The 16,294-nt window shown below is 70.3% G+C and carries 12 protein-coding genes; 5 read left to right on the plus strand and 7 right to left on the minus strand.

Annotation, left to right across the window (positions count from 1 at the left end; translation table 11 throughout):
* Positions 1-29: 29 nt before the first annotated feature.
* Together OG992_RS08385 and OG992_RS08390 are read right to left on the minus strand one after the other, a co-directional pair.
* Positions 30-668 (minus strand): hypothetical protein, encoded by a 639-nt coding sequence (locus OG992_RS08385; RefSeq protein ID WP_238685046.1) that lies wholly within the window; start codon positions 666-668, stop codon positions 30-32.
* Positions 665-826 (minus strand): hypothetical protein, encoded by a 162-nt coding sequence (locus OG992_RS08390; protein ID WP_238685047.1) that lies wholly within the window; start codon positions 824-826, stop codon positions 665-667. The genes OG992_RS08385 and OG992_RS08390 overlap by 4 nt, the downstream gene beginning before the upstream one ends.
* A gap of 75 nt (positions 827-901) precedes the next feature.
* Between OG992_RS08390 and OG992_RS08395 the strand changes: the two genes are divergently transcribed.
* Positions 902-4,984 (plus strand): tetratricopeptide repeat protein, encoded by a 4,083-nt coding sequence (locus tag OG992_RS08395; protein ID WP_266302903.1) that lies wholly within the window; start codon positions 902-904, stop codon positions 4,982-4,984.
* A 100-nt stretch (positions 4,985-5,084) separates the two neighbouring features.
* Positions 5,085-5,945: an oxygenase MpaB family protein gene (locus OG992_RS08400; RefSeq protein WP_266302904.1), complete on the plus strand. Its 861-nt coding sequence runs from the start codon at positions 5,085-5,087 to the stop codon at positions 5,943-5,945.
* A 134-nt stretch (positions 5,946-6,079) separates the two neighbouring features.
* Here OG992_RS08400 and OG992_RS08405 read toward each other — a convergent pair whose 3' ends face one another.
* The 4 genes from OG992_RS08405 to OG992_RS08420 all read right to left on the minus strand — a co-directional run bounded on the left by OG992_RS08405 (position 6,080) and on the right by OG992_RS08420 (position 11,566).
* On the minus strand, positions 6,080-8,290 hold the full coding sequence (locus OG992_RS08405) for a glycoside hydrolase family 3 N-terminal domain-containing protein (RefSeq protein WP_266302905.1): 2,211 nt from the start codon (positions 8,288-8,290) through the stop codon (positions 6,080-6,082).
* Between the two features lie 152 nt (positions 8,291-8,442).
* The gene (locus OG992_RS08410) at positions 8,443-9,303 is read right to left on the minus strand and encodes a carbohydrate ABC transporter permease (protein ID WP_181539431.1); all 861 of its coding nucleotides are present in this window, start codon (positions 9,301-9,303) and stop codon (positions 8,443-8,445) included.
* Between the two features lie 2 nt (positions 9,304-9,305).
* A complete protein-coding gene (locus OG992_RS08415) occupies positions 9,306-10,304 on the minus strand; it encodes a carbohydrate ABC transporter permease (protein ID WP_238685051.1) in 999 nt (332 codons plus the stop codon).
* Entirely contained in the window at positions 10,301-11,566 is a 1,266-nt protein-coding gene (locus tag OG992_RS08420; protein WP_238685052.1) for an extracellular solute-binding protein, read from the minus strand. The genes OG992_RS08415 and OG992_RS08420 overlap by 4 nt, the downstream gene beginning before the upstream one ends.
* Positions 11,567-11,747: 181 nt before the next feature.
* On the opposite strand from OG992_RS08420, the gene OG992_RS08425 reads away from it, so the two are divergent.
* From OG992_RS08425 to OG992_RS08435, 3 genes are all read left to right on the plus strand, one after another.
* A complete protein-coding gene (locus OG992_RS08425) occupies positions 11,748-12,752 on the plus strand; it encodes a LacI family DNA-binding transcriptional regulator (RefSeq protein WP_238685053.1) in 1,005 nt (334 codons plus the stop codon).
* Positions 12,753-12,897: 145 nt separating this feature from the next.
* On the plus strand, positions 12,898-14,745 hold the full coding sequence (locus tag OG992_RS08430; RefSeq protein ID WP_238685054.1) for a glycoside hydrolase family 15 protein: 1,848 nt from the start codon (positions 12,898-12,900) through the stop codon (positions 14,743-14,745).
* A 128-nt stretch (positions 14,746-14,873) separates the two neighbouring features.
* The gene (locus tag OG992_RS08435) at positions 14,874-15,428 is read left to right on the plus strand and encodes a hypothetical protein (protein ID WP_266302906.1); all 555 of its coding nucleotides are present in this window, start codon (positions 14,874-14,876) and stop codon (positions 15,426-15,428) included.
* 79 nt (positions 15,429-15,507) lie between these two features.
* On the opposite strand, the gene OG992_RS08440 is transcribed toward OG992_RS08435, so the two are convergent.
* The gene (locus tag OG992_RS08440) at positions 15,508-16,275 is read right to left on the minus strand and encodes a hypothetical protein (protein WP_266302907.1); all 768 of its coding nucleotides are present in this window, start codon (positions 16,273-16,275) and stop codon (positions 15,508-15,510) included.
* Positions 16,276-16,294: the final 19 nt, after the last annotated feature.

Raw genomic sequence — 16,294 nt, forward strand, 5'->3', positions numbered from 1 at the left:
TGTCGTCGTAGCCCGACGAAAGCGGCGCGCTATCCGGCGGTCGCGGCGATGAACACCACCGCCCCGACCACCACCAGCGCGGCGGCCAGGAAGGTCTGCCGTCGGGCCCGGCGCAACGCCTCCCGGACCTGCCAGGCGTGCGCAGTGGCGAGCAGCCAGCGCAGGTACGGATCGGTCCGGGCGATGTTGCGGCGCGCGGTGGCGAGCCCCGCCCGGAGTGCGGCCCGCTCCTGCGGCGGGACCGTCGACAGGCGGCGGGTGATCTCCGCAGCGATGCGGCGATGACGCAGCAGACCGTCGACGTCGACGGCGTACCCGCCGAAGTGGTACCAGGGCTCGGCCTCCAGCCGCTCGCGCAGGCCGCGCAGCTCCGGCCCGCTGAGCGTCGCCGGCGTGGTCATCGGCGGGACGAGCACCTCGCTGGTCCGCCAGATCGCCCAGGCCACGCCGAGCAGCGTCACCAGCAGACCGCCGCCCGCCCACGCCGCGTGGGCCCAGTCGGTGACCTTGCCGGCGGCGATCAGCGGGCCGCCGCCGAGCAGCAGCGCGCCCACCGCGCCGGCCGAGGAGATGATCCACCGAGCCGCCGCCCGACTGTCAGCGACGGAGTCCAACGGGGACGGCAGCGCGTCCAGTCCCGCGCCGCCCGTCGGCGACTCCCCGGTCATCGGCTGTCGTCGCGGAAGACGACACCCAGCGGACCGTTCTCGTCGTCGGGCAGATCGGTGTACGGCACCCAGCGCTGGCCGTCGAAGAACTCCAGCTCGCCGCTGTCGTTGATCCGCACGGCGTTGACGTGCGCAATCTCCTCAGGATCGTCAGCCATGGATACAGTATCGGTCAGTCCGGCAATCCACTTCGGCGTCGGGTCGTCCGCCGGGCGACCGCAGGGGGGGCCTTCGTGATCCGGTTGACAGTCAGCGCGACCGACGTGGTCCTGGCCGTTCGGGGAGACCGGCGTCGGCACCCGGTGGGCCCCGCCGACCAACGTAGCGCCGACCTGCTCTGGCGACTGCGCGGCGGCCCCTCGGTGGAGCTGTCGTACGAGGTCGGCGTCGTGCTCGGCCGCCGCTTCCTCGACGCCCCCGGCCCGGCCCTGCGCGCCGAACTGGACCGCCCCGGCCGGCACCGGCTCGGCATCGAGGTCGCCGACCCGGCCCTGGCCGACCTGCCCTGGGAAACCCTGGTGCTGCCCGGCGAGGAACTGCCGCTGGCACTGCGCCCCGACGTCGACGTCTGCCGGATCGGCCCCGACATACCGGCACCCACGGTCCGGGTGGACGGCCCGCTGCGGATGCTCGCGGCGATCGCGAGCCCGGACGACTCGACCCACCCGCTGCTGGACCACGAGCGGGAACTCGGTCGGATCCTCGGCGCTGTGGAGCCCGGGCATCGGCACGGGGTGAGGGTGCGCGTCCTGGAGTGGGGCAGCGCCGCCGCGATCCGGGCCGCCCTCGCCGAGGAGCCCTTCCACGTCCTGCACGTCTCCAGTCACGCGCGCCCCGGCGCGCTGCTGCTGGAGACCCCCACCGGCACGGAGGACCGCGTGGACGCCGCGCGGTTCCTGGCCGAGGTGCTGCCGCTGGGCCGGACCGTACCGTTGATCGTGCTGGCCGGCTGCTCCACCGCCCGGCAGGATCAACGGGAGCTGCCCGGACTGGCCGGCGCGCTGCTGACCCACGGCGCGCCGGCGGTGCTAGCGATGAACGGGACGGTCAGCGACGGGTACACCATCGAGTTCTGCGCTCGGCTCTACGAGCGGTTGGCCGCCAGCAGCGAGCCGGAGCTGTTGGCGGAGGTCTCCGCCGTACGCCGCGAGCTGGCCCCGACCGCCGCCGAGTGGTGGGTGCCGACGCTGTTCCTGGCCGATCCCGGGCTGCGGCTGGCCGGCGGACGGGGCGGCGCTGCCGTCGCCGCGCCGCCCGTCCAGTCGATCGTCGGGGACGGCGTGGTGCGCGCGCCCACGGACTTCGTGGGCCGCCGGGAGATCCTGCGTCGGCTGTCGCGGGGAAAGCTTCGGGTGCTCGTCCACGGCATCGGCGGGATCGGCAAGACGAGTCTCGCCGCGGAACTCGCGCGACGGTTCCGCGACACGGGCGGCATCGTCGTGGCGACCCACGGCGACGCCGCAGTCGACGGGATCCTCGACGAGCTGCGCCGCCAGGTGGAGAGCCGGTGCGCCCGGGCGGCACCGGACGACCCGCTGCGGCGATGGCTCGTCGCCCTCGCCGCGCCGGGCCAGGACTGGCGGCGACGATTGGACGCGATCGGCACCGACGGCCCGGCACTGCTGCTCGTCCTCGACAACGCCGAGGACGCCCTGGACGCCGAGCACCGGTTGGCCGACGCGGACCTGGCCGCGTTCCTCGCCGCCTGGGCGTCCCACCACGAGCTGGTCGTGACCAGCCGGCACCCGTTCCCGGTCGCCGGTCTGGAAACCTGTCACCTCGGTCCGCTCTCCTGGCAGGAGACCCGCAAGCTGCTCTGGCGGCTGCCGGGCATCGGCCAACTGGCGCCGGCCGAACAGCAACGGATGTGGCACCGGCTGGGTGGTCACCCGCGCGCGCTGGAATACCTCGACGGCCTGCTGCACGGCGGCAACGCGCGATCCGACGAGGTGGCCGGCCGCCTGGCCGCGGCCGGCGGTGGCCGGGACGCCGGGCCGGCCGAGGTCGGCACGCCGCTGGCCGAGGCCGGCGCGCTGGCCGCCGAGGATGTGCTGCTGCCCCGGCTGCTCGCCCGCCTGGAGGCCGTCCCGGCGGCCCGTCGGTTGCTGCTCGGCGCGGCGGTGTACCGCACCCCGGCGGACCGGACCGGCCTCGCCTGGCAGCTCGCCGACCCGACGGACGGCGACGACCCACCACCGGAACCGGCGGGACTGGACGAGTCGGTCGAGACGCTGTCGCAGCTGGGGCTGCTCGCCCCGGTGACCGGGGGCCACCTGGTGCACCGGTGGACGGCGGCGAGTTTGCTGCGGATCGCCGGCCGCGACGCGGTGGTGGACGCGCATCGCCGGGCGGGCCGCTACTGGGGCTGGCGGGCCCGGTCCAGCACCGACCAGCACGACTACATCCGCCGGGCCGTCGAGGCGCGGTACCACCACCTGGTGGCGGGTGACACCGACGAGGTCGTCACCTACTCCGAACTGGCCTGCCAGGAGTTGCACGCGGCCGGGCACTGGGCCTGGGAGGAGAAGATCTGGCGGGAGCTGCTGCCGATGGCGCCCCCCGGCTCGGCGCGCGGGGCGAGCTTCCTGAAGGGACTCGGCGACGTGCACCTCAGCCGGGGCGAGTACCCGCAGGCGACGCAGCGCTACGAGGCGGCGCTTGCCGTCTACCGGGATCTCGGCGACGACAGCGGGGTCGGCAAACTCCTGCACCAGTTGGGCCTGGTCGCCGACAACCGGGGTGACCGGGCAACCGCGGACCGGCTGTTCCAGGAGGCGTTGACGATCCTGAGCCGGCTCGACGACCGCTCGGCGGTCTCCCGGACCCTGCACCAGCTCGCCGGCATCGCCCGCGGCAACGGCGACGCCAAGCTGGCCATGTCGCGTTACCTGGAGGAGCTGGCGATCGCCCGGGACCTCGACGACCTGGAGGGGATCGCGGCGAGCCACCACCAGATCGGCGTACTCGCCTTCGAGGCCCGCGACCTCGTGAAGGCCGAGCAGTGCATCCAGGTGGCGATCACCGCCTACGGACGGTTGGGCGTCCGGGTCCAGCAGGGCAGCGGGCTGGTCATGCTCGGGCGGATCGACCTCGCCAGGTTCGCGTACGAGACCGCCGAGGAGCGGGTCCGCGCCGCCCTGAAGATCTTCGAGGAGGTCGGCAGCAACGGTCACATCGCGGAGTGCTCGCTGCTGCTCGGTCACCTCTCCCGCGACCTCGACGACCTCGAATTCGCCGAGAGCTGTTTCGCCCGCGCCCGGACGATCGTCGCGGCCCTCGGCGAAGACCCGCTGCTGCGCCGCTGCGACGAACTGCTCGGCGGCGTCCGAACAGTCCTCGGCCGGGCCGCCGAGGCGGTGCCGCACACCCTCAACGCGATCGGCGGGGACGACGAGCCGCCGCTCCAGGCGGCACTGGAATGGCTGGCCGTGCAGCGCCTGGAACTGGGCGCGCGAGCCTTCTCCGACCTGCTGGCCCGGCACCTCGACCGGCGGCAGGCGGCGCAGCGGGCCGAGTGGGTCGAGGCGTACCTGCGGTTCCGGTTCGACGGCTCCCACCCGACGCCGCTCGGCAGTGGCTACGTCCTGCTCGCCATCACCGCCGCCCAGGCGGGTGAGTTCGGCACCGCCCGGATGTGCCTGCTGCGGGCGTTGCCGATCTGCGCCGCCGCCGGCTACCAGGCGGGGGTCGCCAAGTGCCACGAGGACCTCGGCCGGGTGGGCCTGGAGACCCGCCGGCTGGCCGAAGCCCGGTCCCGCTACGAGCAGGCGCTGCAGGTCTACCGCGTGCTGCGCCACGAGCCCAACCAGGCCATCGTCCTGCACCAGCTCGGCCGGGTCTGTGAGGAGCAGGAGGACCTCGCCGACGCGGATGAGTTCTACCGCCGCTCCATCGCGATCAAGAAGCGGCTCGGGAACCTGTCGGGCGTTTCCAACAGCACCTTCCACCTTGGCCGGGTGGCCGGTCTGCGCGGCGACCGGGTCCTGGCCGAACGGTGCTACCGGACCTGCCTGCGGATCGACCGTGAGCAGGGCAACTGGGAGGAGGTGGCACTGGACCAGGTGGCGATCGGGCAGCTGCGCGTCGAGCAGGGCCACCCGGCGGAGGGCATCCCACTGATCGTCGAGGCACTGAGCATCGACCGGCAGATCGGGTCGACGAACGCGGCGCTGGACCTCAACGCGCTGCGCGAACTGCGGGCCGGGCTCGGCGACGAGGCGTTCACCGCCATCCTCACCGACACCGTCGGCCCGGCCAACACCGTCGAGGTGCTCGACCTGATCGCGGTGCTACCGACCACCGGCGAGCCGACCTGACCCACCCCGCCACCCGTACACTCGGTTGATGGCGCACCGCCCGTGGCAGCCCGCTGACAACCGTCACCTGGATGGATGACCAGAACCCGGGGGTCCGCCGATGAGAGGCCGCTACGACAACCTGACCCGCACCCGTGCTCTCGACCCGGAGCGCGACCACCTGGTCATCTACCAGACCATGCTGCGCTACGAGTTTCCGTGGGACATGAAGCTGGGGCTCAACCTCGCCTTCAACCGGTCGTTCTCCATCCCCGCCATCGCCACGGTGCACACCGCCACGGGCGAGCTGACCGAACGCACCCAGAAGCGGATCGACGACACCGGCCTGCTGATGTACGAGATGGTGCTCAACGGCTTCGACCAGCCTCGGGGCCGCGAGGCGTTGCGGCGCGTCAACCAGATCCACGGCCGGTACGACATCAGCAACGACGACTTCCGCTACGTCCTCGGCTGCCTGGTCGTGATCCCCACCCGGTGGTTGCAGGAGTACGGCTGGCGCCCACCCTGCTGCCACGAACGTCACGCCACGCACCTGTTCTATCGGGAGCTCGGCCGACGGATGGGCATCACCGACATCCCCGGGTCGTACGACGAGTTCGAGACCTGGTTCGACGCGTACGACGCCGCTCACCTGCAACCCAACGACGACGCGGCGGCCATCGAACGCGCCACCCGCATGCTGATGCTCACCCGGATCCCCCGAATGCTCGCCCCACTGGGAAACGCACTGGTCAGCGCCCTGTACGACGCGCCGCTGCGGGGCGCGACGCGGGTCGGCACGCCGGTCTGGCCGGTCCGGGCGGGGTTGCACCTGGCCTTGCGGACGCGCTCGCGGTTGCAGCGATGGTTCGGTGCGCCGCGGACGACCGCGTTGTTCGCCGACGGGATCACAGCCAAGAGCTATCCCGACGGGTACGAGATCAGCCAGCTCGGCCCCCACCAGGACCGCGTGCCCGAGTGACACCTCGTGGTGCTGGCGTCGCCGGCTCGCACGCGCCGGGCCCTTCGCTTTCCGTGTGAGGTCAGCGCGCAGATCGGCGTGCGAGTGGGACCGGTCCGCCGACTGCCCGCTGGGGACAGTCGGCGGACCGGCTGTCAGCGGACGTCGGTGGTGGTCCAGCGTGGGGAGGCGGTGGTGACCGGGACGGTGTCACCGACCAGCGTGGTCACCGCCTGGGTGTCCCGCCGCGCGCTGGTGCCGACCCACAGCTCGACGTCGCCGGGCTCCACCACGCGGGTGAACGTGCGGTCGGAGAAGGCCAGACGGGTGGTGGGCACGGTCAGCTCGACAGTGACGGACTGGCCCGGTTCCAGATGGACTCGCCGGTAGCCGAGCAGCTGCGCCACCGGCCGGGTCACCGAGGCGACCAGGTCGCGACCGTAGAGCTGGACCACGTCGTCGCCGGCGACCGCGCCGGTGTTCGTCACCCGCACTGTCACCCCTATCGCCGCGTCGGTGGGCACGGTGGCGGGCACTGTGAGCTGGCTGTACGCGAACGTCGTGTAGGACAGGCCGTGGCCGAACGGCGCCACGGGCGTCGCCAGCAGGTTGGTCCCCGCGTTCCCCGCGCCGAGGGTGGGGTGCAGGTAGGAGTACGGCTGCGCGCCGGCCGACCCGGGCAGGCTGACCGGCAGCCGGCCCGACGGGTTGACTCGCCCGGAGAGCACTCCCGCGATCGCCCCGGCGCCCTCCTCACCCGGGAAGAACGCCTGCACCACCGCCGCGCATCGTGAGAGCGCCCAGCCGATCGCGTACGGCCGGCCGGTGAGCAGCACGAGGACGACAGGTGTGCCGGTCGCCAGCACCGACTCGACCAGTTCGCGTTGGACGCCCGGCAGTTCCAGGTCGTCCCGGTCGCAGCCTTCGCCGACGGTGCCGCGCCCGAAGAGGCCGGCGTGGTCGCCGACGACCAGGACGGCGACGTCCGCGTCGGAGGCCGTGGTGACGGCCTCGTCGAAGCCGGACCGGTCGTCGGTGTCCACGTCGCAGCCGCGTGCCCAGGTAACGAGGTCGCCGCCGAACTCGGCCCGCACGGCGTCGAGCACTGTCGACACCTCGATGCCGGTCTCCACGCCGGCGTGCTGGACGAGGACGTGGTTGAGGAACGAGTAGCACCCGAAGAGCGCGCTCTGCCGGTCGGCGTTCGGGCCGATGAGGGCCACCCTTCGCCCCGACGGCAGCGGCAGCGCGTCCTGGTTGGCGACCAGCACTATCGATTCCTCGGCGAGCCGGCGGGCGATCGACCGGTGCTCCGGCGAGTCGAGGTCGATCGCCTGGGGCGGCTCGTCGTCGAAGGTCGCGTCGAGCAGACCCAGGTCCAGCTTCTGGCGCAGTACCCGTAGCACCGCGCGGTCGATGAGCGCCTCGTCGAGGGCGCCCGCCCGCACCGACTCCCCCAGGGTCAGATAGGCGTCTCCGGTCGGCAGTTCGACGTCGAGGCCGGCGGTCAGCGCCTGCCCGGCCGCCTCCGCGTGATCGCTCGCCACGTGGTGCAACAGGTTCAGGAACGCGACCCCGTAGTAGTCGGCCACCACCGTGCCGTCGAAGCCCCACTGGTCGCGCAGGATGCCGGTCAGCATGGTCGGGTCGGCGGCGACGGGCATCCCGTCGATCTCGGTGTACGAGTGCATGACGCTGCGGGCGTCACCGTCGATGATCGCCATCTCGAACGGAGGGAGCAGGACGTCGGCCAGTTCCCGGCGGCCGATGTGCACCGGGCCGAAGTTGCGCCCGGCGCGCGAGGCGGAGTATCCGGCGAAGTGCTTGAGGGTGGCGTGCACCCCCTGCGACTGCAGACCGCGCACGTACGACGTGCCGATGGTGCCGACCAGGTACGGGTCTTCGGCAATGCACTCGTCCACCCGGCCCCAGCGGGGGTCACGGATAACGTCGAGCACCGGAGAGAGCCCCTGGTGGATGCCCAGGGCCCGCATCGAGGCGCCGATCGCCGCGGCCATCTCGGTGACCAGTTCGGGGTCGAACGCGGCACCCCAGGCCAGCGGGGTGGGGAAGGTGGCTGCTTTCCACGCGGACAGCCCGGTGAGGCACTCCTCGTGGACGATCGCCGGGATGCCGAGCCGGGTTCCGGTGACCAGGTCGCGCTGGAACTTCCACAACCAGGGCGCGTGTTCGGCCGCGTCCACGGGGCGGGTGCCGTAGGTGCGGGTGAGGTGACCGAGCCCGTGCCGGGAGAACTCTTCGAGCTTGGCGTTCCCGCCGAACTCCCCCTGCATAGGGGCCACCGCCTCGCCGTCTTCCTTCTCCCAGAAGCCGACGAGCTGGGCGATTTTCTCCTCGATCGTCATTCGGCCGAGGAGATCGCGGACGCGGGCCTCGCCGTCGCGAGCGTCCGGTCGTCCGTGCTCGGGCCCTGTCTGAGCCGGCGTCGGCCCGCCCACTACCGTGTGGACCTCAGTCATGCTGTGCCTTCCTGTGGTTGTGCTCGTGCCGCTGCCGCTCAGCCCTTGACCGCGCCCTGCAGGCCTCCGACGATCTGCTTCTCCGCGAGCGTGAAGAAGAGCAGTGCCGGCAGCATCGCCAGCGAGGTGAAGGCGAGGACGCCTGCCGTGTCGGTGGTGTACTGGCTGGAGAAGTTCTGCACGCCCAGCGGCAGGGTGTGCAGGTTGACGTCGCTGAGCACGAGCAGCGGCAGCAGGAACGAGTTCCAGCTCGCCACGAACGCCAGGACGCCAACGGTGACGAGCGCGGGCCGCGACAACGGCATCGCGACGCGCCAGAGGAAGCCGAGTCGACTCGCGCCATCGATGGCGGCTGCGTCCTCCAACTCTCGCGGGATGGCCGAGAGGAAGGGACGCAGGATCACGATCGTCAGTGGCAGGGAGAAGGCGACCTGCGGAAGGATCACCGCGTAGTAGGAGTTGATCAGGTTCAGGTCACGCAGCATGAGGTAGAGCGGCAGGATCGCCGCCCCGGCCGGAAACAGCAGACCGAGGGTGAAGAAGGTGTAGAGCCCTTCCCGCCCGCGGAAGCTGTAGCGGGCGAGCACGAACGCGGCGGCGAGTCCGAGCACGACCACGGCCAGCGTGGTTCCCAGGGCGATGACCGCGCTGTTGAACGCCTGTTGCCAGAAGTTGCTCTGGGTCAGCACCCTGGCGTAGTTGTCCCAGACGAACGGGTCGGGCAGGCCGGCCGGGTCCGCGACGATCTGCGGGGTGGTGCGGAAGCCTCCGATGACCACGTAGATGACCGGGGCGATCGACACCGCCGCGATCGCGAGGGCGAGCGCGTAGGTGAGCGGCGTGCCCCAGGAGACCTGACGGCGTCCGGTGGACGGGGGGAGAACCGAGTTCACGGCCATCGTCACTTCGCCCTTCCGGTGATGGCGCCCTCGATGTCGCGGCGGAGCAGGAACCGCTGGAACAGCAGCGCCGCCACGAAGGAGATGACGAACAGGATTACCGCCACAGCATTGCCGTAGCCCCACAGCCGGGCGAAGAACCCGTTGTCCACCATGTACGTCGCCATGGTGGCCGATGCGCCGAGGGACCGCACCGCGGGCACCGAGGTCACCCAGATCATGTCGAAGATCTGCAGCGAGCCGATCATGGACAGGAACATCCAGATCCGGATCGTCGGGCCGAGCAGCGGGATCGTGACGTGCCGTTGGATCTGCCACCAGCTCGCGCCGTCGATGGCCGCCGCCTCGGTCAGCTCATCGGGCACATTGGACAGTCCGGCGAGGAGCAGGATGATGGCGAAGCCGACGTATTTCCAGGTGAGGATGGCCAGCAGGGTCCAGATGACAACATCCAGGTCCGCCAGCCAGGCTTGCACCAGGCCACCCATACCCAGGGACCGCAGCAGCGCGTCGACAGTGCCTTCGCCGGTCAGCAGCAGCTTCCACATGATGCCGACGGTGACCTCGGCCAGCACGTACGGCACGAACACCAGCAGGCGGAACACTGCCCGCCCACGGAAGCGACGGTTGAGCAGCAGGGCGACGCCCAGGGCGATCGGGCCCTGGATCAGCAGCGACCCGAAGACGATGATCGCGTTGTTGCGCAACGCGTCGAGAAAGATCGGATCCTGGAAGGCGAGGGTGTAGTTCCGCAGACCGACGAACTCGGTGGGAGGGCCGACCCCGCGCCACCGGAACAGGCTGTAGTAGACCGCGAAGCCCATCGGCACCAGCACGAACATCACGTAGATCAGGACGGCCGGCGTGGTGAGCCCGATGATCTCGTACCACTTGCGGCGGTTGTCGGCTCGGCGGGCGGAGTCGCGCCCGGCCTTGTGGGGGCCCGCCGGCGACGCGGAAGCGCCGCCGGCGGGCATACGGATCTGGTTGGCGGAGGTCACTTGCTTGCGGCCGCCTTCATTGCCGAGACGACCTTCTCAGGCGTCCCGTTGCCGGCGAAGATGGCGACGATCGCGTCGTTCATCGCGTTGCCGACCGTGCTGCCGTACGCAGTGTCCAGCCAGAGCTGGACGTAGCTCGCCCCGGAGGTGGCCTCCAGGATGGACTTCAGCGCGGGGTCCTTCACGGCGTCCGCCGCGCCCTTGACGACAGGCAGGCCGGTGCCGGTCTCGGCGTAGCCCCTCTGCACCTCGGGGCTCACGAGGTACTTGAGGAACTCGACGCACTCCGCCGGGGCGTTCTTGGCGCAGGAGAACCCGTCGCCACCGCCGAGAGCCGCCTTCGGGTCGCCCGGGGAACCGGAGATCGCCGGCACCGGGAACCAGCCGAGGAACGACGCGAGCTTCGCCTTGTCCGTGGTGACGGTGTCCAGCGTGCCGCGGTTCCAGTCACCCATGAGCTCCATCGCGGCCTTGCCGTTGGCGAGCATGCCGTTGGCGCTGGTCGGGTCGTTCTGGCCCGGCGTGGCGATGAAGTTGGGCTGGAACGGCTTGGTGTCGATGAACGCCTTCAGGTCCTGGCCGGCCTTCACGAAGCACGGATCGTCGAAGTTCTTCTCCGCGGAGGCCTTCTTGAGGGCGTCGACCGAGCAGGCGCGCAGCGCCATGTTGTACCACCAGTGCGCGGCCGGCCACTTGTCACCGGCACCCACGGCGATCGGAATGACGTTGATCGCCTTGAGCTTGGTGACCGCGGTGTTGAGCTCCTCGAAGGTGGTCGGCGGAGCCGCGATGCCCGCCCTGGCGAACATTTCCTTGTTGTACCAGACGCCCTCGATGCCCATCCGGAACGGCAGGCCGTACTGCTTGCCCTTGACCTGCCAGATCTCCGCGGCGCTGCCGATGTCGCCGACCTCGGTCTTGGTCTGGTCGGTGATCTCCTTGAGGTAGTCGGCCTCCACCTGCTCGGTCATCTCGCCGCCGCCCCAGGCCTGGAAGATGTCCGGCGGGTCGCTGCTCAGCAGCGCGGCAGGGAGCCGGGTGCGCTGGAGCTGGTTCGTCTCGATCGCCTCGATCTCGATCTTCACGGTGGGGTGAAGTGCGGAGAAGTCCTTGGCGACCTTCTCCCAGTAGGTCTTGCCGGGCCCGTCCTGTGAGGCGTTGTGCCACCAGCTCAGGGTCACCGGGTCCTTGTACAGCTCGCTCTGAGGGGCCGCCTCTTCGCCGCCGCCGGAACACCCGGCGAGGACGACAACACTTGTCATTAACAGTGCCAGAACGGCACTCGCACGCCGCTTCGTTGCCATCGATGTCTCCTCGACTAGTCAGTCGCGGTACTCGGCCTGCGGCGAAGTTTTACAGTCATGTAACTTGATGTCAATCGGTATCGATAACGTTTTCGAGTCGCTGACGACGGGCCCCCGGCGGGGCCCTATCATCATCGACGTGGTGTTTCAGCAGCGCGTCAAGATGTCGGATGTGGCACGTACTGCCGGCGTCTCGGTCGCGACCGTGTCGAAGGTCGTCAACGGCCGCTACGGCGTGGCCCAGGCGACCGTGGAGCGCGTCCAGCGGGTCATCCATGAGCTCGGCTACGAGGCGAGCCTGGGGGCGCAGAGCCTGCGCAGCCACCGCACCAACGTGCTCGGCATCCTGGTCGCCGAGTTCGAGCCGTTCTCCACCGAACTGCTCAAGGGGGCGTCGCAGGAGGTCGCCGGGAGCGGATACCAACTGCTTGCCTACTCCAGCGGGGACGGCGAGGGCGCCGCGGTGGGGTGGGAACGGCGCTCGCTCGCCCGGCTCTCCGGCACACTCATCGACGGCGCCGTTATCGTCACACCGACAGTGGTCGAGACCGAACACAGCTTCCACGTCGTGGCCGTCGACCCACACACCGGGCCGTCCGACCTGCCCACCGTCGACTCGGACAACTTCGCCGGCGCGGTGCTGGCGACCAACTACCTGCTGTCCCTCGGCCACACGCGGATCGGGCACATCAGTGGACGCACCGACCTGAAGTCAGCGCAGCTGCGCGAGGCCGGCTTCCGCAGTGCGATGGCCGAGGCCGGCGTGCCGGTGGACGAGCGGCTCGTCCGCGTCGGCGGGTTCCGGATCGAGAGTGCCGCCGGCACCGCCGCGGAGCTGCTCGCCCTCACCGACCGGCCGAGCGCGATCTTCGCGGGCAACGACCTCTCCGCTATCTCCACGATGACAGTGGCCCGCGACATGGGCCTGTCGGTGCCCGACGACCTGTCGGTGATCGGCTTCGACAACGTGCCGGAGTCCGCGCTGGTCAACCCGCCGCTGACGACCATCATGCAGCCGTTGCAACGGATGGGCGCCGAGGCGTTGCGCCTGCTCGTCGACCTGATCGCCGGCGTCGAACGCGACACCCACATCCGGCTCCCCACCGAGCTGGTCATCCGTTCCTCCTGCCGCCCGCTGCACTGACGTCCGGGGCCAGGCGGCGCAGCACCCCGGCCGTCGCCGTGGCACGTGCGGGCACGCGACAGGGTGGCGGAACGTGAATCTCACCTAAGTCGACAATTCCTCCCCTAGGTTCGGTGCGCAGGACGCAGCCGAACCGGGGAGAGACGTGGACAGCTATCCGGCGATCGAGGATCACGGGCTCATCGGCGACCTGCAGACCGCCGCGCTGGTGACGTGTGACGGGACCGTCGACTGGTTCTGCGCGCCGCGGTTCGACTCGCCGAGCATCTTCGCCGCCCTGTTGGACAAGGAGAAGGGCGGCTACTTCCAGATCGCGCCGCACGACGTGCGGTACGTGACCAAGCAGCTCTACCTCCCCGGCACGCCCATCCTGATCACCCGGTTCATCAGCGCCGACGGGGTGGCCGAGGTGATGGACTTCATGCCGGTCACCGGCGAGCGGGCCACCGACGCGCATCGGCTGGTCCGCACCGTCACCATGGTCCGGGGCAGCATGCGTTTCCGGGTGGAGTGCCGCCCGCGCTTCGACTACGCCCGCGAAGAGCATCAGCTCGAGCGCCACCACAACGGTTACGTCTTCCGCAGCCGGTCGGCGACGCTGACGTTCAACCCGGTCGACCCCGTGCGGCGGCTGATCTCCGAACAGGGTGACGTCCACCTTGAGGGCGGCGACCTGGTCGCGTACGGCACGCTGAACGAGGGCGACACCGGCGGGGTGGTCCTGGAGACGGGCGGAACCGAGCCGCGTATTTTCGCGCCGGAAGAGATCCAGGGCATGTTCGAGTGGACCCGGGACTACTGGCGGCGCTGGCTCGAACGTTCCCGCTACACCGGCCGCTGGCGGGAGATGGTCGAGCGTTCGGCCATCACGCTCAAACTCATGACGTACGCGCCGACCGGCGCGATGATCGCCGCACCCACCGCCGCGCTGCCTGAGCTGGTCGGCGGAACCCGCAACTGGGACTACCGCTACACCTGGGTACGCGACACGTCGTTCTCCGTGCACGCACTGCTCGGCCTCGGCTTCACCGAGGAGGTCAGCCGGTACATGAACTGGCTCGACGAGCGGATCCGCGAGGCCGGCGACCACCAGGACCCGCTGAAGATCATGTACCGGGTGGACGGCTCCTCCGACCTGCACGAGGAGGTGCTGGACCACCTGGAGGGCTACCGAGGCTCCCGGCCGGTGCGGATCGGCAACGGCGCCGCCGACCAACTCCAGCTCGACATCCACGGCGAGGCCCTCTACGCCATGCACCTCGCCGACGAGCAGGGCATCCGCGTCTCGCACCAGGTGTGGAAGAGCACCGTCCGGCTGGTCGACTGGCTCTGCCACAACTGGGACCAACCTGACGCCGGCATCTGGGAGAGCCGCCACCACCCCCGCAACTACACCTTCGGTCGGGTGATGTCCTGGGTCGCGTTGGACCGGGCCATCCGGCTGGCCACCCGCACCGGCCGCCCCGGGGACATGACCTGCTGGACCGAGCAACGCAACCGCATCTACAACCAGGTCATGGAGCGCGGATACGACCGGGCCCGCGGCACCTTCGTGCAGGCGTACGACGAGAACGTGCTGGACGCGGCGCTGCTCGCCATGCCGGCGGTCGGTTTCGTCACGCCGAGCGATCCGCTGTGGCAGTCCACCCTGCAGGCGATCGAACGCGAGCTGGTTTCCGACAGCCTGGTCCACCGGTACGACCCGGTCCACTCCCCCGACGGCCTCCCGGGCCACGAGGGCACCTTCAACATGTGCACTTTCTGGTACGTAGAGGCGCTGGCCCGTTCCGGCCGCCTCGACGACGCCCGACTCACGTTCGAGAAGATGTTCACCTTCAGCAACCACCTCGGCCTCTATGCCGAGGAGATCGCCGCGACCGGGGAGCAGATCGGCAACTATCCCCAGGCGTTCAGCCATCTCTCACTGATCAACTCGGCGCTGACGCTCAACGACCTTCTCGACACCGAGGCCGACGCCCGCCGCCGCCGGTAGCGCCAGCATGGTCCGGTCAGCCGCCGCCGGGGCGGAGCCGACGGCGGGAAGGGCTTGACGCGCCCACGTCCATCGCGCATGGTCGATAGACATAGACCGTCTCGAATGTATGGACGCTGGGGGAACCGATGAAGGCATTCGTCACCACCATCTCGGTTGCGGCAGTGCTGCTCCTGGCCACGGGCGGCGCATCCCACGGCCAGCCAGCGGCCGACCCGCCCTGCAGCGGGCAGATCCACCCGAACCCGGGGTTCGAGCGCGGCACCGCCGACTGGACGGCCGGCCCCCGCATCGTCGTGCTCGGCGACGCGACCCGACCCGCACACACCGACCGTGCGTACGCCACCTTCGCCGGGCTGGACGTGACGCGTGCCGACCTGCTGCGCACCAGCGTCACAGTGCCGGCCAACTGCGACCTGACGGTCCGCTTCTGGGTGCGGACCACCACCACCGAGACCCGCCGTGGCGACTACCTGAACGTCGGACTGGCGGTCACCGGGATACCCCCGAAGACGAGGTTCTCGCTGGCCTTCGACGGCGGGGCGCAGTGGCGGCAGTACGTCATGTCGAGCGGAACGGGCACTACCGAGCGCACCGCGACGGCCAGCTTCCTCGCCAGCGAGACGGCTGGCAACGGCGCCACCGCCTTCGACGTCGACGACGTGTCCTTCACATTGAGCTGACCTGCGCGGAACGGCCCTCGCCGATGCGGTGGTCGTCCTCGCGCCGGGCGATCTCGGCCACCGTCTGCCGTGGATCGGCTTAGCGGGGTTGAGCGGGCCAGTCCACCGTCTCGAGGGCGGAATGGATCTTGACTGCCTCGACCAGTTGCCTGGACCCGCTGACCTTGGTGCCGAGCAGGTCCCAATCCGTCCAGACGAACCAGGACCGGTCCGCGGGCCACAGATTCGTCGGTGAGAACGGGTAGGGCCCCCCACGTTCTTCGATCAGGTCGGGGACTGCCGACAACGGGCCCCGCCACACGTGCGGGTCGTCGAAGTTGCCGGCTGGCAAGGACGCGTAGAAGGCGACGCAGTCGGTCCTGGCGCCGTCGACCGAACACCGGCTCAGGGTGTCCAGGAGGGCGTCCAGGCTCTCCTCGTCGAGGGACCCTTCAGGCGGTGGCTGGACGGCGACGGGCCAACTGCGGTGTGGGAACCATCGGTGGCATGGCGGGTAAGTCCGATCCGAGGCCTGCCCCTCGGTGAGATGGTCCGACCAGAGCGTCCGTCGCCACGGACTCTCCGGTCGGACAACGAAGCCCAGGGGAATACCGGTGTCGGTGGTGCCCTCGTCGAGGTTAATGCCTCCGATGATCTCCGGCGCGAGGTCGCCAGATTCGAGCCGGCGCCGACGCAGCTCGTCGTGACTACCGAGATCCGCAAGGCCGGGGTTCTCGTACATCGCATGAAGAACCCAGGTCGATGATTGCCAACCAGCGGCGTCGTAGCCGGTGGTTGCCTCCCGAACGGGACGGTCTGCGAGCCAGGCCAGCAGCGTGGCCGGCCCTTCAACGCGTTCCATCGACACGCCGCCATCATGCTGCACC

Origin of the sequence: Micromonospora sp. NBC_00362 (assembly GCF_026342155.1) — a bacterium.
GTDB lineage: Bacteria > Actinomycetota > Actinomycetes > Mycobacteriales > Micromonosporaceae > Micromonospora > Micromonospora hortensis.

What these genes read in the sequence shown, in the direction of transcription:
- OG992_RS08420 (WP_238685052.1), bottom strand. Translation starts at nt 11,566, where the DNA reads ATGACAAGTGTTGTCGTCCTCGCCGGGTGTTCCGGCGGCGGCGAAGAG.
- OG992_RS08385 (WP_238685046.1), bottom strand. Translation starts at nt 668, where the DNA reads ATGACCGGGGAGTCGCCGACGGGCGGCGCGGGACTGGACGCGCTGCCG.
- OG992_RS08405 (WP_266302905.1), bottom strand. Translation starts at nt 8,290, where the DNA reads ATGACGATCGAGGAGAAAATCGCCCAGCTCGTCGGCTTCTGGGAGAAG.
- OG992_RS08410 (WP_181539431.1), bottom strand. Translation starts at nt 9,303, where the DNA reads ATGGCCGTGAACTCGGTTCTCCCCCCGTCCACCGGACGCCGTCAGGTC.
- OG992_RS08435 (WP_266302906.1), top strand. Translation starts at nt 14,874, where the DNA reads ATGAAGGCATTCGTCACCACCATCTCGGTTGCGGCAGTGCTGCTCCTG.
- OG992_RS08390 (WP_238685047.1), bottom strand. Translation starts at nt 826, where the DNA reads ATGGCTGACGATCCTGAGGAGATTGCGCACGTCAACGCCGTGCGGATC.
- OG992_RS08400 (WP_266302904.1), top strand. Translation starts at nt 5,085, where the DNA reads ATGAGAGGCCGCTACGACAACCTGACCCGCACCCGTGCTCTCGACCCG.